The 22,500-nt window shown below is 50.8% G+C and carries 15 protein-coding genes and 1 pseudogene; 14 read left to right on the forward strand and 2 right to left on the reverse strand.

Annotated features, from left to right (window positions below):
• Positions 1-102: 102 nt before the first annotated feature.
• From PSR63_RS21380 to PSR63_RS21405, 5 genes are all read left to right on the forward strand, one after another.
• Complete coding sequence (locus PSR63_RS21380) at positions 103-471, forward strand: DUF1257 domain-containing protein (protein ID WP_274327706.1); 369 nt, start codon at positions 103-105, stop codon at positions 469-471.
• Between the two features lie 3 nt (positions 472-474).
• Positions 475-669: a DUF2997 domain-containing protein gene (locus PSR63_RS21385; RefSeq protein WP_274327707.1), complete on the forward strand. Its 195-nt coding sequence runs from the start codon at positions 475-477 to the stop codon at positions 667-669.
• 175 nt (positions 670-844) lie between these two features.
• A complete protein-coding gene (locus PSR63_RS21390; protein WP_274327708.1) occupies positions 845-2,335 on the forward strand; it encodes an AAA family ATPase in 1,491 nt (496 codons plus the stop codon).
• Between the two features lie 34 nt (positions 2,336-2,369).
• Positions 2,370-3,317, forward strand: a complete 948-nt coding sequence (locus PSR63_RS21395; RefSeq protein WP_274327709.1) for a hypothetical protein — start codon at positions 2,370-2,372, stop codon at positions 3,315-3,317.
• 356 nt (positions 3,318-3,673) lie between these two features.
• On the forward strand, positions 3,674-3,934 hold the full coding sequence (locus PSR63_RS21405) for a hypothetical protein (RefSeq protein WP_274327711.1): 261 nt from the start codon (positions 3,674-3,676) through the stop codon (positions 3,932-3,934).
• 575 nt (positions 3,935-4,509) lie between these two features.
• Here the strand turns inward: PSR63_RS21405 and PSR63_RS21410 are convergent.
• Together PSR63_RS21410 and PSR63_RS21415 are read right to left on the reverse strand one after the other, a co-directional pair.
• A complete protein-coding gene (locus PSR63_RS21410; protein WP_274327712.1) occupies positions 4,510-5,430 on the reverse strand; it encodes an AraC family transcriptional regulator in 921 nt (306 codons plus the stop codon).
• 160 nt (positions 5,431-5,590) lie between these two features.
• Complete coding sequence (locus PSR63_RS21415) at positions 5,591-6,454, reverse strand: helix-turn-helix domain-containing protein (RefSeq protein WP_274327713.1); 864 nt, start codon at positions 6,452-6,454, stop codon at positions 5,591-5,593.
• 181 nt (positions 6,455-6,635) lie between these two features.
• Here PSR63_RS21415 and PSR63_RS21420 point away from each other — a divergent pair, with 181 nt between their 5' ends.
• The 9 genes and pseudogenes from PSR63_RS21420 to PSR63_RS21460 form a co-directional block, all read left to right on the forward strand.
• Entirely contained in the window at positions 6,636-7,922 is a 1,287-nt protein-coding gene (locus PSR63_RS21420; RefSeq protein ID WP_274327714.1) for an L-rhamnose isomerase, read from the forward strand.
• A 39-nt stretch (positions 7,923-7,961) separates the two neighbouring features.
• A complete protein-coding gene (locus PSR63_RS21425; RefSeq protein ID WP_274327715.1) occupies positions 7,962-9,368 on the forward strand; it encodes a purine-cytosine permease family protein in 1,407 nt (468 codons plus the stop codon).
• A 382-nt stretch (positions 9,369-9,750) separates the two neighbouring features.
• Positions 9,751-13,026 carry a family 16 glycoside hydrolase gene (locus PSR63_RS21430; protein ID WP_274327716.1) on the forward strand — a complete coding sequence of 1,092 codons (3,276 nt, stop codon included), beginning with the start codon at positions 9,751-9,753 and terminating at the stop codon, positions 13,024-13,026.
• Positions 13,027-13,269: 243 nt separating this feature from the next.
• Positions 13,270-14,760 (forward strand): aldehyde dehydrogenase family protein, encoded by a 1,491-nt coding sequence (locus PSR63_RS21435; protein WP_274327717.1) that lies wholly within the window; start codon positions 13,270-13,272, stop codon positions 14,758-14,760.
• Positions 14,761-14,928: 168 nt separating this feature from the next.
• The gene (locus PSR63_RS21440) at positions 14,929-16,419 is read left to right on the forward strand and encodes a rhamnulokinase (protein ID WP_274327718.1); all 1,491 of its coding nucleotides are present in this window, start codon (positions 14,929-14,931) and stop codon (positions 16,417-16,419) included.
• 14 nt (positions 16,420-16,433) lie between these two features.
• Positions 16,434-17,726, forward strand: a complete 1,293-nt coding sequence (locus PSR63_RS21445) for a class II aldolase/adducin family protein (protein WP_274327719.1) — start codon at positions 16,434-16,436, stop codon at positions 17,724-17,726.
• 11 nt (positions 17,727-17,737) lie between these two features.
• Positions 17,738-18,886, forward strand: coding sequence for an alpha-hydroxy acid oxidase (locus PSR63_RS21450; RefSeq protein ID WP_274327720.1), 1,149 nt, complete (start codon positions 17,738-17,740; stop codon positions 18,884-18,886).
• A 32-nt stretch (positions 18,887-18,918) separates the two neighbouring features.
• On the forward strand, positions 18,919-20,853 hold the full coding sequence (locus tag PSR63_RS21455; RefSeq protein WP_274327721.1) for a sulfatase-like hydrolase/transferase: 1,935 nt from the start codon (positions 18,919-18,921) through the stop codon (positions 20,851-20,853).
• A gap of 309 nt (positions 20,854-21,162) precedes the next feature.
• A pseudogene (locus tag PSR63_RS21460) lies at positions 21,163-22,401 on the forward strand (DUF5722 domain-containing protein); the annotation flags it as partial.
• Positions 22,402-22,500 lie beyond the last annotated feature (99 nt).

A 22,500-nucleotide genomic window follows, 5' to 3' on the forward strand; every position in this document is an offset into this window, starting at 1 on the left:
TTCATCTTGGCCGATTTCAAGGGTCGGCTATGGCTGCCCACAATTCTCTTTTCTCAGATCACTACCGTGATCTTTAGTTCACATGCATCAATAGGAGGTTCTATGTCACACATCGTTAGCATTGAAGTCGAAATTCGAGACCTGGAAGCAATTCGCCAGGCAACGCGGCGCCTGCAATTGCCAGAGCCCACATTCGGTGAAGTCCAGCTGTTTAGCGAAAGAAAAACCGGTTGGGCGATCCAACTGCGAGACTGGCGTTACCCGGTCGTCGCCAATCTGCAAAGTGGTCGTATCGACTATGACAACTATTCTGGCCGTTGGGGGCGGCAGCAAGAGCTTGACCAGTTTCTCCAGAGGTACGCGGTCGAGGCCGCGGTCTTGCAGGCTCGAAAACAGGGCTACACGACCACCGAGCAGCCATTAACTGATGGCAGCATCAAACTTCTCATTCAAGTTGGAGGCGAAGGTTAATCCGTGAAAGTGATCGAAATCATTGTCTCTCCCGAAGGAGAGTCCAAGCTGGAAACCCGGGGCTTTCAAGGGGCCGAGTGCCAGGAAGCCAGCCGCTTTCTGGAACTTGCATTGGGCAAGAAAACGTCCGACACGGCTACATCGGAATTTCACCAAACCGTTCTTCAGAACCAAACCAAGTTGGAGCAGAACGACTGAACGTCGGTTCACACTGCGTTCGCCGACTAAATGAAGGTGGGACTTCGTGAGCAGCGAGATACCAATGAGGAAATCGCATCGCGGCTGACCGCCATCGGGCAACTAGCCCTTTCTTTTCAGCGCTCGCTCTCTCGAGCGTTGTTCTACTCGTTAATTCAATTCATTAGGAATCCGTATGCGCTTAGCAAACGAAATACAGGAACTGGTACGGGCTGGCTTCAGCGGCCTCTGGGTTCAGAGTTGTGAGCCGGAAGATGCCCTCGCGGAACTAGCCCAAATGTGTCAGACCGAAAGTTGGAAGCTGGCAAGCTGGGATATCGACGCCGGGCTCAACGGACAGGTATCGACTGAAGGTGTCGCGGTAACCGATCCGCTATCGGCGGTTCGGTCACTAGCCTCTGTCCCCAGTGATGGTCATCCGACGCTCTTGGTTTTGGCGAATTTTCATCGGTTTCTCGGATCGGCGGAAGTGATCCAAGCACTTCTCCACCAAGTGGCTCAAGGTAAGGTCCATCAGAGACATCTGATCATATTGTCGCCCGTAGTTCAATTGCCGGTGGAACTGGAACGCGTCTTTACCGTGATCGAGCATTCCCTACCGACTCGCCAGCAGTTGGAAGAAATCGCGGCTTCGATAGCAGCAGACGCGGAAGAATTCCCGGAAGGGGCAGAGCGGGAACGAATTCTCGACGCGGCGTGTGGGCTGAGTCGCTACGAGGCAGAAAACGCGTTCGCGTTGTCTTTGGTTCGCCACGGACGCATTGAGCCGTCGGCAATCTGGCAACTCAAATCGCTGGCACTCCTGAAAGGAGGCCTGCTCTCGCTGCATCGTGGTGGCGAAACGTTTGACGATTTGGGTGGCTTGGGGGCACTGAAGGAGTTTTGCCTCCGAGCACTTCGCCCAGGTTCATCCACGAACTACGCCGTCAAGGCAAAAGGTGTCTTGCTCCTCGGTGTGCCTGGCACGGGCAAATCGGCTTTGGCGAAAGCTTTGGGGGCGGAAGGCGGTCGGCCAACGTTGACGCTCGATGTCGGAACGCTCATGGGCGGCATCGTGGGTGAAACTGAGAGCAGAACACGCCGCGCATTGAAGATCATCGACGCCATGGCCCCCGCCGTGCTGTTCGTTGATGAGTTGGAGAAGAGCCTCAGCGGGACGAGCGGTTCCGGGCAAACGGACAGCGGTGTTGGCAGTCGTATGCTCGGAACTCTGTTGACTTGGCTGGCAGATCATGAATCTGACATCTTCGTGATCGCGACCAGCAACGATATCTCCAAACTGCCACCAGAGCTAACTCGCGCCGAACGGTTTGACGCGATTTTCTTTTTGGATTTGCCAGGACGGTCCCAGAAGGACGTGATCTGGCAGATGTATGTGCGGCGGTTCGGACTCGATGCGTCACAGGTGTTACCGGAGGACGAGTCCTGGACAGGGGCTGAAGTTAGGGCTTGCTGTCGTCTGGCAGCGCTTCTCGATGTTTCGCTCATGGAAGCGGCTAAGAACGTTGTTCCGGTTGCTGCGACTTCCGCCGAATCGGTCCAGCGGCTACGCAACTGGAGCAGCGGACGTTGTCTTTCGGCCGAGTCCGGCGGCATTTACCGAGCAGACAGTACGCCGTCTTCCAAGCAACGTCGGCGACTGTCGCCCAACCCAGAATCTAACTAGTCCAATCAAATTTCACATTATCCAGGAGGTCTCTATGACGGCGACAACCTTAGAACCGCCCGTTCAACGAACCGAATCATCGGCATCGGATCGATTGCGATCCACGATGTGTGCGACCCGAGTCAGTTTTGTCTGGTTCGGAACCCAGAAGACTCTCACTCGTGCTCAGAAAGATCAGGCAGCTGAGTCCTTCGACGCCCAGGGTGAATTCCTACGGGCCGAGAAGAAACTGCTCGACACCAAGAATCCTCGCTTCAAAGCCGTGAATTCGGTCCGCAACCAAATTCGATCGATCTGGGAAATGACGAGCTTGCCGTATCCCGAACCTGGGATTCGACTTATTCGTCAGGACATGGTGCAGACATTCGAAGGCTGGATGGAAGAGCGACGCCAGCAGCTACAAGAGGCGGTCCAGAAATTGGATGAGGATTATGGCTCGCTGAGAGACGCAGCGCGTGAGCGACTTGGGGCTTTGTACAACAGCGCCGATTATCCTCGCACGCTCCTTGGTCTGTTTGACGTTTCCTGGTCATTTCCAAATATTGAAGTCCCACCCTATCTTCGGTTAGTGAACCCGGACGTGTATCAGGCCGAGTGCGAACGCGTTCAGGCACGCTTCGACGAGGCCGTTGAGCTTGCCGAGTCCGCATTCATTGAAGAGCTGTCCGGGCTCGTTTCCCATCTCTCGGAACGGCTTTCGGGGAGTCAGGACGGTCGCGCGAAGATCTTTCGTGATACGGCGATCAGCAATTTGAACGAGTTTTTCGATCGGTTTCGGTCCTTGAATATTCGCTCGAATGATCAGCTGGATGCACTGGTGGCCCAGTGCCAGGAGATTGTTCATGGTGTCCAACCTCAGTCTCTACGCAATAGTGCTCAGCTACGTCAGACCGTCAGTCGGGAGTTATCGAGCGTCCAGAACTTGCTCGATGAATTGCTTGTCGACCGCCCACGTCGCCGGATCATTCGTTCTCCGAAGTGAGGTGAGTCATGCAAATCGTGATTGCACCTCGGGGAGGGATCCGCTGCATTTACGGCGAATCGATTGATCTGAATTCACTCGGAAGAATCTCTATCGCACGTGGTTCCCATGTGGAACCGGACGGACTTGGGCAGTGGTTTGCAGATCTCGCGCCCGTTGGAGGACCCAAGTTGGGGCCATTCGCAAAACGGACAGACGCATTGACAGCCGAGGTAGCCTGGCTGGAAGAACATTGGTTGTCCACCAGCGAAGGCCTGATGACCTTCGATCAATTCTGAACTGAACAGTTAGCCCCGCGGAAATGCATGACCGTCTTTCCGTGGGGCATTTTTATTTCTTGTATAGAGGAGTCATACATGCATGCATCTGAACTATGCCAAAAAGTCGCTCACGCAACCGGCGAAAGCATCCATACCATCCAGAGATTGGGGTTCTCGCTCGTGGAAAAGTTCCCGGCGGAGATCGATGATGAGACTTCATTTGGCCCCAATATGGTCGATTGGGATGAGGTGGAAGTCGCACGCACGCAGCTTCAAGATGGGATTGGACGAAAGGTTCCGTCCGCTGCGCAAGACTCAAGAATCGATCAAGCAGTTACGACACTTCCTCGATCATAGTCAAATTCGAGGTGGCCAGCGCCGAGGACGGCGAGAGTTTAGAACTTGCCGCTGTCGACCAAGATTGCATTTCGCACGTACGCGAATCTGATCTCATTGTGTTTGCGACAAACTTGGGGGCGTCCAGATGGACGCCCCCTTGGGCCATTTTCTTAGCTATTGGCAGCCTGCTAGAGATGGTGACTTAAGTGCGATGCAAATTCACCCAGGACGTTTCGCCCAATACTACGAACTTCGCAACTGGTTCAAGTTAGGGGTAAAGGTCATAATCGAGGAAACTAATTCATAGAATTGACGCAGTTAAAGTGGGCAGGTCAGTGTTGCCAGTGAACGGTGCGAGATGTTTGCTGGCATCTTTCTACCGTCTTGAAAGAAGGGGGGCGTCCACAAGTCCGAGCGGCGTTCGGATGTCAGGCTCATTTCGCGGACAGTAGAGTTTGATGCATCTCGGTATAAGTTACGTAAAAAATTCTCGCAATACGACGGAATATTCCCTTTGACGGGTTGTCGACTGATTAGATTTGGCAAAACATCGCTAAGTAAGTCTCTGGGCGGTCTTCATCCTAAAACTCAAGCTATGAACGAGTTTTAGCCCTGTACTCCACTGGAGGAACTCCTTCTCTGGAAAGCATTGCCTTCCGCATTTTCTCTTGGCTTACAAAGCCGGTCAGAACTGCGATCGACCTAATTGAGAGATCAGTTTCCGTTAGCAATTTCTTTGCACGAATAAGTCTGCAATTAACAATTTCTTCAAGAATACTGTGTCCAACGACGTCGATGAATCTACGCTCAAGTGTTCTCCGTGTCGTTGGAATCTCTGATACGATTTGACCAATTGGTATAGGGCGATGACTCCTTGTCCAAATCGTTTCAATTGTCTTCGCAACAATCGGATCTTCGATACGATCTGTACGTAAGCCATTTGAACTAAAGAATACTAATTGCTCGTTCTTTTCGGCATCCAATGCAAGTGCCAGTAGCTCTAACACATTAGCTGAGAGCACCGCAGAGTGCGTGGTGAGATCGTCTTGAACTCTAGTGATAAGTCGCTCAAAGGAATCAATCAACAACCTGCCGCTGCTACGATTCAGCACACTTATGCAATCCGATGGAGTGAATTCGGAAGAACTGACAATCCGATGAACCAAGTCACCGCTAATCGCAACCCAATACTCCTTCCAGCCCGTCGAATCACTGGGGCGAAATCGGTGCCAGACGCCTGGAAAAAGAAGAAGTATACTGTCCGGACCGAGGTCTGTTTTCCCCATTGTAGCCGATTCAAATTCACCTTGCCCTGAAACGATGAAATGCAACTCGAACTGAGTGAGTATTCTCCCCTTATCCCAACTCCATTTTTGCGTCTCTTGACTTGCGAACTGAGGATAGTCTACCCCTGACGGTGCATTACATCGACCGACGCCAGTCACATACAGGCCGATTGCTGCTTCATGGTCAGAGATAGGTAGTTCATACACAACACGATCGATTAGATTCATTTTCCGCCTCGTTCCTCTGAATCCGTTCGGCTGAACACTGTCCGTCTGGCCGAAGGGAGAAAAATCTGAAGCCCGAACTGAGTGGTAAATGGCTCATTTCAATCCAAAAGCCGATTCTGCCTGTTTCAATTATTGTATTCTACTACCTGAAAAAGGAATCTCAGAATCTGTTGTTCCGGTACTCTCTGGGAGAAACATTAAAACGCTTCCGAAATTGTCGAGAAAAGTAATTGCTGTCGTTGAACCCCACCTCGAATGCGATTTCTGTAACGCTCTTATCCGTTGCCCATAAGAGTTCCGCACTTCGGCTTAGACGCAATTGTATTAGATATGCTATCGGAGTACTTCCGGTAGCTTCCTCGAAGGCACGCATGAAACTTCGACGCGACATCCCCGCGATTTCTGTCAACACTTCAAGTTGAATATCCTCAGAGTAGTGCTGTTCAATGTAGCTTATTGCTTCCGCGATTCGGAGTAGGCTGCGAGAGCTTTCGTGTTGCGATGAACCATAACACCGTGACAAATGTACCACGAGTTGCTGAAAAAATGCTGTTGCTAGGCATTTGTATCCAGGCGTCCGATTAACGAGTTCACGGTCGAGCCTGTCAACAATCTCAACCGCAGCAGTAAGCTCACGAGGGGACAGCGTAAGATGCGAACTGAACTGATGTCTTTGCCTCCAATTCGGTTCTAAGCAAAACAACGCATGATAGCCGGAAAGAAGTGACAAGTCTTTTGGATCTCTCGCCAACAACTCTTGATCAAACAGAATATTGATCAGGCGAAGATTTGCCATATTGTGATAGTCGTGAATCCGATCCTCTCCAATTACGAAGGCATCTCCCTTCTGCAACTCCCAAGAATCTTCATCGGTAATGTGCAACCCGGTTCCACCCGTGATGATGACGACCTCGGAAAACTCATGCTTGTGGAGGCCAAAAGGCTCTTGCGGATCTCGTCTTTCGACGGCAAGCGGAAAACCGTCTTGGCCGAACCAGTCTTCTCTTCGAAGTGTACGAATCATGTTACCGCTAATTCTGTCAGATGAAGTGATCGCACAAAAAATCCAAATTGGCACCAACAAACGAAATGGCACTTTCGTGCTATTCCTGGCACGAACCTTAAGGTGATTCGTCGCGCCCCAACATACACTCACTGGGAGAATTTCGATTATTGCCCTCGAATAGTATCAATTCCGAAATAAAATGACAACACACGACACACGCATTGAAAATGCTTATAGCTTAGCGCGAGATCAATATTTGGAGATGGGCGTATCCGTCGACGAGGCACTGGAAACGCTTAAAAACATTCCCATCTCTATGCATTGTTGGCAGGGCGATGACGTCGGTGGATTTGAACACGTTCATGAAGAGATTGGAGGTGGGTTGGCGGTCACAGGCAACTATTGCGGCAAGGCAAGCACTCCCCACGAACTGCGTGCTGATCTCGAAAAGGCCTATTCCCTCATCCCAGGAAAGCATCGCCTGAATCTTCATTCTAGCTACGGTGAATTCCATTCACATATAGATCGCAATGAGGTCTCGGTAGAACAATTCCAAGGTTGGATCGATTGGGCTCGTGAGAATCACATCGCGCTCGACTTCAATCCAACCTTTTTCGCGCATGAGAAGGCGCGGGATGGTTTTACACTCGCACATCCAGATTCAGGAATTCGTCAATTCTGGGTTGATCATGGGATAGCCTGTCGGCGGATCGCAAATGAACTTGGACGAGCCCAAGGAAGTCCATGCATTTCCAATGTGTGGATTCCTGATGGCTTCAAGGATACCCCAGTCTCTCGCAAGAGTCCTCGTGAACGACTCATCCAATCTTTGGACCAGATTTTTCGCGAGGACCTTGACCCCCGAAATATTTTGGACGCCGTTGAATGCAAGCTGTTTGGAATTGGCTCCGAGAGTTACGTTGTCGGCTCGCATGAATTCTACTTTGGATACGCACTTTCACGCGGCAAGTTGCTTTGTCTTGACGCTGGTCACTTTCATCCGACTGAGGTGATTTCCGACAAAATCTCAGCAGTTTTGCAATATTTGCCACAGATCGTCCTGCATGTCAGTCGCGGCGTTCGGTGGGATAGTGATCATGTGGTGACTCTCTCGGACGAATTGCAAGCGATCGCTCAAGAGATCGTGCGAGGCGGCTATCTTGAACGAGTTCACATTGGGCTCGACTTCTTCGATGCCAGTATAAATCGCATTGCGGCTTGGGTTATTGGAACGCGAAATATGATTAAAGCTCTCTTGATGGCTCTTCTTGAGCCGACCAAACGGTTGGCCGAGTTTGAGGCAAACCAAGATTTCACTACCCGTCTGGCGCTTCTCGAGGAACAAAAGACTGCTCCGTTTGGCGCTATCTGGGACTATTACTGCCTGCAATCTGGTGTTCCAACTCGAGACGCTTGGCTGCGAGACATACTTCAGTATGAAAAAGATGTTCTAATGAATCGTTCAGATGCTACATCTATCTACTAGTCCCACGTCCAAGCGAACAACGAGGGGGATCTTATACTGATGAGTGCGGATGATGCAAATGTCGAGGAGTTCGATCGGTCTCCGATACCCGATAGTGCACAACTTGGACCAGCCAAGTTCTGGGGGATGTATGCCGGGGAGCATGCGGCCGGTACAGAGTTCATGATCGGCCCTCTGTTTCTTTCGGCTGGCGCGAGCCTTCAGGATCTGATTGTTGGATTATTACTAGGCAACGTATTGGCTGTGCTCACATGGCGATACTTAGTGACACCTATAGCCGTTTCCCGCCGACTCACACTTTACTACCAACTTGAGCGCATCGCCGGCAGCTCTTTGGTAAAGATTTACAATGCTGTCAACGGTGTATTGTTTTGTTTTCTGGCAGGGGCAATGGTGACAGTTTCGGCCAGTGCTGTAGGAATTCCTTTCGGAATCTTTTACGAAGTCCCCGAGAGCACATTGAGCCTTGGAGCCCCCACGTTCACAGCTTTAGTTTTCTTTGTGGGAGTCGCCATGACGGCGGTCGCTGCTGGAGGCTACGAAAGGGTTGCTCGATTCGCGAATCTTGCGGCGCCTTGGATGATTATCGTTTTCGCTGCCTGCGGCCTGATTTCTCTCGTGCAAATGAATGCGAACTCTGTTTCTGCATTGCAACAAGGCACTTTTTGGTCTGACGCCGTTGCATTCGTACAGGAACGCGAAGGAGAAACACAGTTTGGTTTTTGGCAGATTGTGATCTTCGCTTGGCTATGCAACGCTGCGATGCACTTTGGGATGTCTGACCTTTCGATTTTCCGATTTGCCCGATACCCTTCGTCCGGTTGGGCTCCTGCAGTTGGTATGTTTCTCGGCCATTACATGGCTTGGATTGCTGCAGCGTTGATGCTCGCGGCACAGATAAAGCTCTCTCAAGACCACTCAGCCAACCCAGGGGCCCTGGCGTGGGGCGTGTTAGGCTGGACAGGCATTCTGTGCGTGGTAATCGCTGGCTGGACTACCGCCAACCCCACGATCTATCGCGCGGGGTTGGCGTTCCAAGGTATCGTTCCCAACAGCACCCGCATGGCGATGACTGTCGCGGCAGGAATCGTAGCGACGATCGCCGGCGCCTTTCCCAACCTTTCCGCACAGTTGCTCGGATTTGTTGGCACGTATGGAACGATTCTTGGTCCTATGGGAGCCGTCATCTTCGTCGACTACTACCTGATGAAGAAGTTAGGCATGGAGGAGGAATACGCCATTCACCATAGGGTGTCCTTCAACGCAGCTGTTTTTGTTGCTTGGGTCCTGCCTGTGTCCGTAGGACTGTATTTGATTTTCTGGCAAGGCTTGTTTGCCGCATACCTGGTTATTCCTGCTTGGTTAATCTGCGGAATACTCTATCTCCTGATGAGCAAAATAACCCAACGCCGTAATCCCGATACCTTAGCAAACGCAAGATCATAACGGGGAATCCAATGCTCTTTGTTACTAAATGGATATCTGGTCTAGCGCTTGTTGCAATGATCACATCTACCACGCTCTGCTTCGCGGGGTTTGCTTCCCTTGAAGTCGTTCGTTGGACCGTATTTCTGGGGACCCTCGGCTGGTTCATCGCAACTCCTGTTTGGATGGGACGGGAGTTGCCGATGGACGCAGCTGAGGTTGAGATCTAACCGCGAACATCGGGAACGACATCATCCCGAAGACACTTACGACACGTTCAAGAGGAATTACTCTACAGATCTCCTCGTGAGCACCTTGACCATTACCATTCATACCCACCTGAAAAAGTTCTTCCTACACCATTTCGGACTGTTTCACTTCCGATTCACAACTCAACTATTCGATGGACGATGTTAACAACATGATGCGCACAACCATTGTCATTCGCACTGCATTCTGCGTTATAACGCTGCTTCTAACGGTCCCATGCATCGAAGCAGACGACAGCAACACTTCGATATTCAATTCCAAAAATCTCTCAGGATGGAACGGCAATAGCGAATTCTGGCGAGTCGAAAATGGCGCGATAGTGGGCGAAAGTACTGCTGAAAATCCAGTTAAAGAAAATACTTTTCTGGTTTGGCAAGGCGAGCCTATCTCGGATTTTGAATTCGTTGGAAAAGTTCGCTTTCGAGGGAACAACTCCGGCGTTCAGTACCGAAGCCAAATGCTAGATGCAAACCGTTTCACGATGAGCGGATACCAAATGGATCTGCATCCCAATCCTCAATACTTTGGCATGCTTTACGGCGAAAAGTACGATGGCCGCGGAATTATCGCGAAGCGTGGTCAGTATGTGCAAATTGATGCCACTGGCAAGTCGACAGCCACTCAGACCTTTTCAGCGAAAGAAGATCTCACCGACTGGGATTGGAACACTATTCGAATAATTGCGGCTGGGAATCGGCTCATCCACCAAGTGAATGGAATTACGACCGTAGATGTCGTCGATAATCACCCTGGCTCTCGTCAGACAGGGAGCTTGGCGCTGCAGTTGCACAGAGGGGCGCCAATGAGGGTTGAATTTAAGGAACTGCAACTCAGTCGACTCAACGAGGATCAAGCTCGATACTTGCTCGAAACTTTGAATCAAAAACGCCCCCATGAGAAAGTGAGGTCTTCATTTCCCGTCCAATCGGAACTAAGCACACCCGATGGTTTTCAAGTCGAACTCGTATACTCCGTTCCTCGAGATGAATTTGGATCATGGGTCAGTCTAACGCGGGACGAAGACGGTAACCTTCTGGCCAGCGATCAAGGCGACAAGGGCCTTTTCAACATCCGAATCGATAGTGACGGCGAGACTGCTGCTGCGCGTGTTGAACGATTGCCAGTCGACCTATCCGGTGCACAAGGTATGGTTGTTCGCGATGGCGTACTCTACTGCTACAAATCGGGTGAAGGGATCTATCGAGTTGCAGATGACGATGGGAACGGTCAGTATGATACTCCCCGCCTCATTTCGTCGGTTTCTGGTGGAGGAGAACACGGTAATCATGCTCTAATTCCCTCGGATGATGAGAATTCTATATTTACCGTAGCCGGGAACCACACGCCATTGCCTGAGCCCGAGTCAATGCCTCGACTCCGTATCTCTAATTGGAAAGAAGACCAGTTACTGCCACGCCAATGGGATCCTCGCGGGCATGCGCGTGGAATTTATGCACCCGGCGGATGGATAAGTCGGTTCGACTTGTCACAAGAGAATCACGAACTCGTTGCTATCGGAATGCGAAACGCATACGACGTCACATTAGCGCCCAATGGTGATCTTTTTACATTCGATTCCGATATGGAATGGGATTTAGGATTGCCTTGGTATCGACCGACTCGAATTTGCCATGTGACTAGCGGAGCAGACTTTGGTTGGCGCAGTGGAACAGCCAAATGGCCGACCTACTACGAAGACACTTTGCCGCCGATCGTTGATATTGGCCCAGGTTCTCCGACCGGAGTCACAACGGGACAAGGCGCCCGTTTCCCCGGGAAATATCAACGAGCACTTTTTGCCCTCGACTGGACTTACGGACGAATCTTAGCAGTGCACCTCAAGCCCGAAGGTGCAAGCTATACGGCGGAGGTAGAAGAATTCGTTTCAGGCCCAAGTCTTCCAGTTACAGATGCCGTGATTGGAGATGATGGGGCTCTCTATTTTACAACAGGCGGACGTGGCACCGAATCAGCATTGATGCGAGTGGTCTATACAGGTAGTCAACCCACGGAGCCTGTCCAGTCGCATCGTTCGACACCAGAATCTGAATTAAGGCGACGACTCGAGGCTTTTCATGGAGTAGAGAATCCTAAGGCAATTCATGCTGCTTGGCCGCACCTATCAAGCTCGGATCGCTTCCTTCGATATGCGGCCCGTCTCGCTGTTGAGTCGCAGCCCGTTGTGGAGTGGGAAAACCGTGTCTTCACTGAATCCACACCACAAGCACGGATAACATCGGCAGTTGCGTTAGCTCGAAAGGGAAATGAGTCACATCGCAGTCGCTTAATCGAGGCTCTCACGACGCTCGACTTTGAATCGCTTACTATTCCCGAACAATTAGGCGTCGCTCGTGCCATACAACTCACTATTACTAGACTCGGCAAGCCCACGAACACGGAGCGAGAAAAACTGATTGCCTATCTCTCAGTTCAGCTTCCTAGCGAAGACCCAAACCTGAGTGCGGAGTTATTGACTCTGTTGATCTACTTGAAAGACCCATCTGCAGTAGCTAAAGGGATGAAACTCATTGCTCAGTCAAACACTCCCTTAGAAATAAGTTTTGGAGGAGTCGATCAAGTCGAAAACCGCTATGCCAACACCTTAAAACGGATGAACCAGAATCCACCTCCAACCCAGGCAATTCGATACGCATTCATTTTACGAAATGCGGATCAAGGATGGACAGCGGAGCTTCGTCGTAAATTCTTTCAATTTATTAATGTCGCCGGCAAAGCCTCTGGTGGGGCTAGTTTCCCAGGGTACTTAGTAGCGATTAGAAATGAAGCACTAACCCATTGCAACGACGCAACCCGTGTCGCCTTACAAGACATCACGGGGGAAGACTTTGACCCGATTCCAGACTTCAAAGTACTTCCCCCTAAAGGCCCTGGCCGAACCTGGACTATTGAAGACGCCTCCGAAGTGACTTCATCTGCATCACTCTCAAGAGCAGACTTTCACAACGGAAGAAGCCTATTCCATTCGGCACAATGCGGGGCCTGCCATCGCTTTGATGGATTAGGAGGCGGCGTGGGGCCGGATTTGACAAGTATTCGCAACAAGTTCACGACATCATACGTGCTTGAATCTATCATAGATCCCAGCCGGATTATTTCTGACCAGTACAATGCTTCTAAGGTATTACTCGATGACGGTAGAATTGTGACGGGAATCGTTGTACCTGAAGGTGATTCTCTCGTTCGCATCTTTCCATCAGACCCAAAATCCGAGGGCGTCGTTGTTCCAAGGGAAGAAGTTGTCGAGGAAAGGCCATCTTCAATTTCCCAAATGCCCAAAAATCTGCTGGACAATCTAAATGAAACGGAACTACGCGATTTGATTGCCTACTTGATGTCAGGAGGTGATCCGAATGACAAGCTCTATCGGAAACGAAAGGCAAAAAATTAAGAAGCTTCGTTTTGCAGGGTAGCGTCATAACCGCTTCTTCTGCTTTTTAATCTGGCGGAATAACGCTCGCCTAGAGGTTCAATTGAACAGTCACTATTTTCCAGTTGCTCTTCGTCCGCTGGCCAACACAAGCAACTGCTTACGAACGTGTCCTACACGTTCGGCGAAGCTCCTAAGCGATTCGCCTTGAAACTCATCCCCAAGCCTCCACGATTACGATTTTTGAAATGTATAGGTATCGCAATGAGCATTGCAACAAGACACAACCTCCGAGAGGAAGTTGAAACATTTCTTTCCCATTCTCCATTTGGCAGTTTCGTCGGGGGAAACCATGTCTCCGCTGTCTCAGGTAATCTAATCGCAACGATCGATCCTGGTTCAGGCGAGACGATTGCCTACATCCATGATCTTGCTCCCTCAGAAATTGATAGTGCCGTTGAGATTGCCAAGAAGGCTTTTCCGGCATGGTCTGAAATGAGTAGATCTCAACGCAACCGCATACTCTTAAAGTTGGCGGACGCAGTCGAAGAGCAAAAGGCGATCATCGCTCAGATAGAAGCTTTGGACGCGGGCAAAATTGAAGCCCAGGCAGTCGGCGACGTCCAGAATTTTGTCGACACATTACGCTATTTCGTCGCACTGTCTGAACAAGTTGAGGCCCGAACGCAACTGAATGCGGTCGGGTACGATGCCTGGACGGTAAGGAAACCATGGGGGCCTTGCGCGTTTATTTTTCCGTGGAACTTTCCGTTCTTACTGATCGGTTGGGGAATATCACCAGCTCTAGCGGCTGGGAATACGGTTGTCATTAAGCCCGCCGAGGATACTTCGCTGTCCGCGATTTATCTAGCAAGACTTGCCAAGGAAGTAGGAGTTCCCGATGGAGTGATCAACGTCGTCACCGGCAAAGGAGCGACGGCTGGAGCAGCACTCGCGAATAATCGCTTTATTAAGAGGATGTCCTTCACCGGCTCACCTCAAGTGGGGCAACTAGTTGGAGAAGCATGCGGCCGAAATCTTGTGCCTGTAAAACTTGAACTGGGCGGTAAAGGAGCTGCCGTCGTCTTTGACGATGTGAACATCAAATATACGGCCGAGGCACTTGTTGAAGCGATTACTTTCCATGCTGGCCAAGTGTGCTGTGATGCGACTCGTTGGTTAGTTCACGCGAACATATTCGATGAGTTTGTGGATCACTGTCGAGACTTTATGAAGGAGCTAAAGATCGGACATCCGTTGGATCCCAGTAGTCAGATGGGCCCGGTGGTGAATCCGAAACAGTGCGAACGCATTCTTCGTTATCAAGAACTCGGCAAGGCTGAAGGAGCTCAGTGCCTCTATGGAGGAGGCGTGGCGAAAGTTGATGGTTGCCAAGGGAACTATGTGACACCTACCCTGCTTAAAGGTTCCTTGGACAATATCGCTGCACGTGAGGAAATTTTCGGTCCTGTTGCCTATCTGACTTCTTTCACTACTGAAGAGGAAGCGGTTCAAATGGCAAACGATACTGACTACGGATTGGCAAACAGCGTTTGGACAGAAGATAGTGAACGAGCCATCCGAGTCGCTGAGTCGTTGATCGCTGGAAATAGCTGGATCAATTCACACAATGTATTCGCTCAGGGCATACCGTATGGCGGGATCAACAAGAGCGGCATGGGAGGAGGCGTTTTGTCTATCGAAACATTGATGGACTACTATCGGTGCACGTCTGTCGTTCGCCCTGCCTCCTAGTCACTGAATTCCCACCCCAAATATTAAGTGAGGGGCTTTTGCAGAAATTTGCACAAGTCTGATTTCGCTCGTGTCAATGCTAACGATGATGAGCGTCTGGCAATCAGGCACGTTCGCGTTGTGGGAAGTCGACTCTGCTCCTAATGATCGAAAATGCTAGGCACAAGAATGAAAAGTCAGAAATACGTTGGCGTCGATCTTGGGGGCGAGAGTGGACGCATCATGGTCGGAGAGTTTAATGGCACGACAATGCATCTCAGCGAGCAGCATCGCTTCGCTACAGGAGGCACCGAACTGAATGGCACACTGCGATGGGATGTGAATCGTTTTTGGAGTGAGATTAAACACGGTCTCTCGCGGATTGCCTCCAGCGGAACGGCAGAACTTGTCAGCGTTGGAGTCGATACTTGGGGAGTCGACTATGTTTTGCTCGGAAGCGATGGCCAATTACTCGAATGGCCATGGCACTACCGCGACGAGAGGACGCGAGGACTTCTTGCAGAAACCACGAATAGAATTCCACGCGAACATCTATTTCAACAAACCGGAATTCAATTTCTGGAGTTCAATTCGCTCTACCAGCTAATTTCTGCGCGTAAATTAGGGGCAACACTCGATCAGGCGAAACAAATGATGATGATTCCCGACTACTTTCATTATTGCCTGAGTGGCCAAACGCAAACCGAGTTTACCAATGCGACGACAACTCAATGTTTGAATCCATCGACTCGCGATTGGGCACATCCTCTTCTGAAGTCGTTTGAAATACCTGTCGATATCCTTCCAGAAATCGTTGAACCCGGATCAAAGGTAGGAACGCTCTGCAAGTCTGTCCGCAATGAGACAGGCCTGTCGCCCATCAATGTCGTGGCCCCAGCGACGCACGACACCGGATCAGCCGTCGCGGCAGTTCCAGTTGATCAAGCATATGGCCAAGACTGGGCTTATATCAGTTCCGGAACCTGGTCGCTGATTGGAGTAGAAACTAACACGCCAATTCTCTCTGAGAAGGCAATGAAGCTAAATGTAACCAATGAAGGAGGCGTTGATGGGACATGGCGATTGCTCAAGAACGTAATGGGCTTGTGGCTCGTGCAGAGGTTGAGAATCTCGCTGGAATCGACATCGACAGAGCTGTCTTACGGGGACTTAACGAGACAAGCGGAAGCCTCGCCTGCATTCACTTCTCTGATCGACCCTGATTGCCCACAGTTTCTGAATCCACCCAACATGCTCGAGTCAATTACTCACTTTTGCCGAACGACATCTCAGCCGATTCCATCGTCCGCAGGGCAAGCCGTCCGCTGTGTATTGGAGAGTCTCGCACTAAAGTACGCTACGGTACTGAAGTCGCTAGAAGAACTGACGGGCAGGAACGTTCGCGTCATGCATATCGTCGGTGGGGGCAGCCAAAACGCGTTACTCAACCAGTTTGTAGCCAATGCGTGCCAAGTCCCAGTCGTCGCCGGACCGTCGGAGGCGACCGCATACGGGAATCTGCTCGTACAATGTCGATCCGCTGGGAGCTTGAATTCTCTCGCTGATATACGAGAAGTCGTTCGGCGATCTTCAACACTAGAGTACTTCGAACCAAAACACACGAGTGTGTGGATTGAAGCTCAAGATCGATTTGAAACATTGACAAGACAACTGGTTTAGCAATGGATTTGACAATGAGTCACCCACGAAAAGTCGTTCATCCTCGTGACGAAATCATGCAGACGATGGATCGAATCTATCGTTACCGAATGACTACTACATCGGGAGGAAATCTATCTATTCGCGAAGACACCGGCGACATTTGGATCTCTCCGGCCCGCGTAGATAAAGGACAGCTGAATCGGGCTGACATTGTTTGTATCCATGCTGATGGTCGTGCCGAGGGACTTCATCCACCCTCTAGTGAATTCCCGTTTCACAAGGCGATCTATTTGGAACGGCCCGATATTCAAGCTGTCGTTCATGCTCATCCGGTTGCATTAGTGGCGTTTAGCATTTGCCGCGAGATTCCAAACACTCGGTTGTTCTACCAGGCCAATAGTGTTTGTGGAAAAGTTGGCTTCGCCCCTTATGCATGCCCAGGCAGCGAAGCACTAGGCGACAGTGTTGCCAAGTTATTTGCAGAAGGATGTGACAGCGTCATCCTCGAGAACCACGGGGTCGTCGTTGGCGGACGCGACTTAGCCCAGGCATTTCAGCGATTTGAGGCACTCGAGTTTGCTGGAAAAACTCTGATCAAAGCAAAGCAGCTAGGCGAAGTCCGATTCTTGAGTGATGCCCAGTTGGACGAAGCATCAGCCCGAAGTGTTGACTTTGACTCGTACTCGCCAGGGGTAGCAGTCGCCCATGAGCGAGAACTCCGCAAACAGCTCTGTGACTTTATTCGACGTGGTTGTCGCCAACGATTACTGATCAGCACGGAAGGTAGTTTTTCGGCAAGGATCAATGACGACACCTTCCTGATCACGCCTACTCAACAGGATAGAGAATTGCTCGAGATAGACGACTTGGTCTTGGTGAGCGGGAAACAAAGAGAACACAACAAGCTCGCGAGCCGCGCGGCACTTGCTCACCAGGCTATCTACGACATGCACCCGCATGTTCACGCGATCGTCTTTGCTCACCCGGTAAATGCGACAGCATTTAGCGTGACAGATGTTCCATTGAATGTCCGTACGATTCCAGAGAGCTACGTATTTCTACGCGATGTCAAGCGAGTTCCCTACGGCGTACATTACCGTGACGACGGCGGTATCGCTCGTTATATCTCATCGTCATATCCTGCTGCGATTTTGCAGAACGACGGCGTGTTGGTGACTGGCTCAACGGTCTTGGATGCCTTTGACCGATTGGAAGTACTTGAATCGACCGCCGAAGCCGTCGTTAATGCCCGAGCAATTGGCGATGTTTCAGCCATGACTGACGATGTAATCAACGAGCTCTGCGATGCATTTAATCTGAGGTAAACGAAAGTAAAGTGTCAATAAACTTTGATGAGCGATTTCCCAGCGTTTGTGACTTGCGAGAACGCGCTAGAAAGCGAATCCCGGGATTTGCCTTCGATTACCTTGATGGCGGTTGCAATGAGGATGTAAATCTCTATCGCAACACGGCGGAAATACGTGATGTTGAACTGGTACCTCAATATCTTGTTGAGCACCACGGAAGCCATCTGCAAACGGAGCTATTTGGGCACGTCTACGACGCCCCGTTTGGAATTGCGCCAGTGGGGCTACAAGGGTTAATGTGGCCCAAGACGCCCGAAATCCTCGCGCGAGCTGCGTTTGAACACAATATTCCCTTTATTTTGAGCACCGTCTCAACGAGTAGTATTGAAACGATTGCGGAAGTAACGGAAGGCCAAACATGGTTTCAACTATACCATCCGGCGGAAGCCCGAGTCCGCGACAGCATCATTAGTCGTGTCCGTGAGTCTGGATGCCCTGTGCTCGTCATACTGTGTGACGTGCCAACGTTTGGCTATCGACCACGCGATATTCGCAACGGGCTTGCCCTTCCTCCCAAAATGTCTCTTAAGACATTCTTGCAAATCATCGGAAAGCCTCAATGGGCGTTACAAACGCTTCTTGCCGGACAGCCTCAGTTCGAGACACTGCGTCCCTATATGCCCAAGGGCCTGAATCTTAGGCAACTCGGTGAATTCATGGATAGAACATTCTCAGGGAGACTAAACGACGACAAGATAAAGCAGATACGCGACAAGTGGCCAGGAAAACTTGTCCTCAAAGGCGTTGCCAGCGAATCGGACGCGGAGCGTGCAATCAATCTTGGCATCGATGGGATTATTGTTTCCAATCATGGAGGCCGCCAATTGGATGCGGGACAGTCGGCAATAAAACCGCTCTCTGCCATCGCTACGAGATTTGGCGATAAGATTACCGTGATGATGGACAGCGGAATTCGCTCAGGGCCAGATATTGCCCGCACTCTCGCATCCGGTGCGAAGTTTACGTTCTTGGGCCGTGCGTTTATGTATGGCACCGCTGCTCTCGGAAGTCGAGGTGGAACCCACACGGTTGCAATCCTTAAACGTCAACTTCAACAGGTAATGGAACAGATTGGATGTGAGACGACAGCCGACCTGCCTCACTACCTGGCTCGCTAAAATCTGGAACCGGAAGGGCATGGGTACTCGAAATGCATATTTTCAAGGCGAATTCTGACTTAACCATTCGACTGTTATTCATTGCATCTCTCGTACTACTCTCTTGGCCATTTGAGAGTTTCGCAGAAGGACTGCCAAATATCCTTCTGATCGTGGCCGATGATGTTGGGTACTCCGACTTGGGCTGCTATGGAGGCGAAATCGATACGCCGCACTTAGATGAACTAGCGTCCGAGGGACTTCGTTTCAGCGAGTTTCATGTCAATCCAATGTGCGTGTTGACCCGCACGAGTCTGATGACAGGTCACACCCATTCCCAATCGGACAATTATCGTTGGTCAGTACCCATCGCTTCGATGCTGAGAGACGCCGGCTACGCGACCTCTTTATCCGGCAAATGGCATCAGCCTGGAAATCCTCTTGATGCTGGTTTTGACTCGTTCTATGGCTTTCTAGGTGGCGCGATCGATAGCTGGACAGGAGTCGAACGGGGCAAACCTGCAATTCAACGTAACCGAAGTAAACCGCAGTCCGTTGAGGATGGTTGGTATAGCTCAGACGCATTCACCGATGAGGCGATCGAACGAATCGATGAGGCCGCTGCCAGGAATAAGCCTTTTTTCGTTTACCTGGCTTTCAACGCTCCTCACAGTCCTCTACAAGCACCGAAGGAGAACGTGGAAAAGTACTACGAGCGATACCTTCCTGGTTGGCAGGTGTTGCGTGAAGAACGGTTCAAGAGACTCAAGTCGCTTGGATTGATTGATGATCGATATGTGATGTCCGAACCTGAAGCCGAAGTGCGGCGTTGGCATGAGTTGCCGGAATCGATTCAACAGCAGGAGAGCCGCAGGATGGCAGCCTATGCCGGAATGCTTGACCGACTTGATTGGAACGTAGGAAAATTGCTCGAGCACCTTAAGGAAGTTGGCGTCGAAGACGAGACATTCGTCATCTTTATGGCAGACAATGGTGGGGCTTACAGCAACGGCGATATTCGAACCTACGACGAACAGATACCCTGGGAGCCCAATTCCAATCCGTTTACTTCCAATGGTTGGTCTTATTTAAAAAACACGCCATTTCGCTGGTATAAATCGTGCGCGCAAGAAGGTGGCGTTTCGGTTCCCTTAATCATTCGCTGGCCACAAGCTTTACGTGGCCAGTCAGGCGGAGTTCGTGCCCAGCGTCTGCATGTGACCGATATCTACCCGACATTACTTGATTTGGCCAAGGTTTCCTATCCGCCTTCCAACAATAAAAGACCGCTGAAACCACTTTATGGCAATTCGATGATGCCACTACTCGACGACGGCAAGCTGCCCGATCATGCGATCCATGATGAGATGTTCTGGTGCTTTAACCAGACCGGCAAAGGCCTGGTCAAAGGAGATTGGAAGATATCGAGCATCAGCGATGGTCCGTGGAGACTATACAACATTAGCGACGATCCCGCCGAATCGAAGGACTTGGCATCCACTATGCCCGCGATTACCTCTGAGATGAGTAACTCCTGGTTTCGATTTGCGAGAGATGAGACATCCATGCCGCCGACATGGCGAGCCAAGCTTGGTACGTACCAGGAAGGATGGGGATTTCATCGAATTCGCATGGCGATGCCAGCGTATGTTCGCGCCGAGCCAGCATTGTCGGCCCTGAATGTTCCGTGCGAAACAGACTTGAAATTCTATTTCTCGGAACCCATCAGTTTTGACAATTCGCGTGGAAAGACGCTACGTCTTTACGAAGCAAGCGATGTCGAAAACGCCATATGGGAAGTCGATCCCGAGCCAGGGCATCCCGCCGAAGGAACGAAGATCCTGGTTTTCAGAGATCTCCCGACCCTGAAGCCAAACACTACCTACTTTGCTCTTTCTGACGGTGGATGGATCACTCTGGGGAAAGCCCGGGCAGTCGGGCTCAATGATGGAGCATTCTGGTATCGTTTCCGAACAGGAAACAAGTAAACACCTGCCGAAATGATTTACCTCATGACAGATTCAAACATGAAACGATACCACAAACTCATCGGACTGATTTACATACTTTCCATTACGATTGTTTTGTCCAACGCTGCGCAGGCTTCCGACATCCAATTTGTCGATGCTTCCGCCGATACGATTCGAGTAGGGATGCCACGAATCTCGGACAAAGTATCGTTGGTCGGCAGGCCAATCGGTTCTGGCGACATTGGAGAAGTCGAACTTCTCTTTCGAGGGGAGGCTCACGGGCATGTTCTTTCCTTGGATCGCTATTCCGACTCCGCATGCGATCGCATGTTCTATCGATTCCATATCGAAGACGGTGATGGGAACATCATTGGGCAAGCAAGATGTATAGACCAGCTAGGGAGTATCTTGCCACAGGGAAATGCCAACGATTGGCCAAAATCGCTGAAAGGCTTGCAAGATATTCGTGAATTCCAGGACGCGTTAGATCTTGGAGTGAAACATGAGACTTTGAACATTTCTCTGGCCTCATTGTTGTCTAAGAATCCGAAGAAGGCACAGGCAAGGATCGATCTACAGTTTTCAGTAGACGGCAAGCAGTACTTTATGGATTCTCGCCATGTCGAGCGGCTCGATGCGACGATTAAAAGGGCAACGGTCAATGGGATCAACGTCATCGCAATCCTTCTCTTGACCATGCCCCGTGGTCAGCATTCACAAGACGAACTGAGCCATCCGTCGGCGGACTTCGTAAATTCACCGACGGGTGTGTTTGCATTCAACACGACGTCAGCCGAGGCGCAGAGACGCTATCGGGCTGTCGTCGGATTCTTGGCGCGTCGCTACTCACGCCCCGATCGAAAATACGGATGTATTGGCGGATACATTGTCGGGAACGAGGTGCAGTCTCACTGGTACTGGCATAACATGGGCAAGCAAACCCCAGAGGCGGTCGTTCGCCAATACGCCGATCAGGTTCGCTTGACCTATTACGCAGTACGCAACGAGTGTCGAAACCCAAGGATCTTCATTTCAATGGATCACCATTGGACCGGACAGCAAGGGAATGACCCGCTCATGACGATGCCAGGTCGCAAGTTTCTCGACGACTTCTCTCAGGCGATCCAAAGTGAAGGCAACATACCTTGGCACGTAGCGTTTCATCCCTACCCAGAGAATCTGTTTGATCCGTGTTTTTGGAATGATATTCAAGCGACCTACTCTTTCGACACACCGAAAATTACCTTCAGGAACATCGAGGTACTCGTGGAGTATCTCAGGCGACCGGAGTTTCTCTATCAAGGAAAACCACGCCGAGTCATCTTATCCGAGCAAGGATTTCACGCAGGCACCGATGACGACGCTGAGATTGCCCAGGCGGCCGCATTCGCGGCTTCCTACGTACGCGTTTCAGCGATGGATGGCATTGATGCTTATATCCTTCATCGTCACGTCGATCACCCCGGAGAAGGTGGATTGAACCTTGGTCTCAGGAAGCAGAAAGACGGGATGCCTCATGAAAAGCGTCGAATTTTTGATGTCTACCAGGCAGCGGAAACTGATCAACAGAACGAAGCGTTCCAGTTTGCATTGCCTGTCATCGGGATCGACAACTGGTCGGAGATGGCACCTAGAAAAGCCATTACCACACATGAACGGAACATC

This window comes from Bremerella sp. P1 (genome assembly GCF_028748185.1).
Lineage (GTDB): Bacteria > Planctomycetota > Planctomycetia > Pirellulales > Pirellulaceae > Bremerella.

Bases quoted from the DNA above. Each gene is read 5' to 3' on its own strand.
- PSR63_RS21410 (WP_274327712.1), bottom strand. From the start codon at position 5,430: ATGAATCTAATCGATCGTGTTGTGTATGAACTACCTATCTCTGACCAT.
- PSR63_RS21405 (WP_274327711.1), top strand. From the start codon at position 3,674: ATGCATGCATCTGAACTATGCCAAAAAGTCGCTCACGCAACCGGCGAA.
- PSR63_RS21415 (WP_274327713.1), bottom strand. From the start codon at position 6,454: ATGATTCGTACACTTCGAAGAGAAGACTGGTTCGGCCAAGACGGTTTT.
- PSR63_RS21445 (WP_274327719.1), top strand. From the start codon at position 16,434: ATGAGTCACCCACGAAAAGTCGTTCATCCTCGTGACGAAATCATGCAG.
- PSR63_RS21455 (WP_274327721.1), top strand. From the start codon at position 18,919: ATGCATATTTTCAAGGCGAATTCTGACTTAACCATTCGACTGTTATTC.
- PSR63_RS21430 (WP_274327716.1), top strand. From the start codon at position 9,751: ATGGACGATGTTAACAACATGATGCGCACAACCATTGTCATTCGCACT.
- PSR63_RS21390 (WP_274327708.1), top strand. From the start codon at position 845: ATGCGCTTAGCAAACGAAATACAGGAACTGGTACGGGCTGGCTTCAGC.
- PSR63_RS21435 (WP_274327717.1), top strand. From the start codon at position 13,270: ATGAGCATTGCAACAAGACACAACCTCCGAGAGGAAGTTGAAACATTT.
- PSR63_RS21395 (WP_274327709.1), top strand. From the start codon at position 2,370: ATGACGGCGACAACCTTAGAACCGCCCGTTCAACGAACCGAATCATCG.
- PSR63_RS21380 (WP_274327706.1), top strand. From the start codon at position 103: ATGTCACACATCGTTAGCATTGAAGTCGAAATTCGAGACCTGGAAGCA.
- PSR63_RS21420 (WP_274327714.1), top strand. From the start codon at position 6,636: ATGACAACACACGACACACGCATTGAAAATGCTTATAGCTTAGCGCGA.
- PSR63_RS21425 (WP_274327715.1), top strand. From the start codon at position 7,962: ATGAGTGCGGATGATGCAAATGTCGAGGAGTTCGATCGGTCTCCGATA.
- PSR63_RS21440 (WP_274327718.1), top strand. From the start codon at position 14,929: ATGAAAAGTCAGAAATACGTTGGCGTCGATCTTGGGGGCGAGAGTGGA.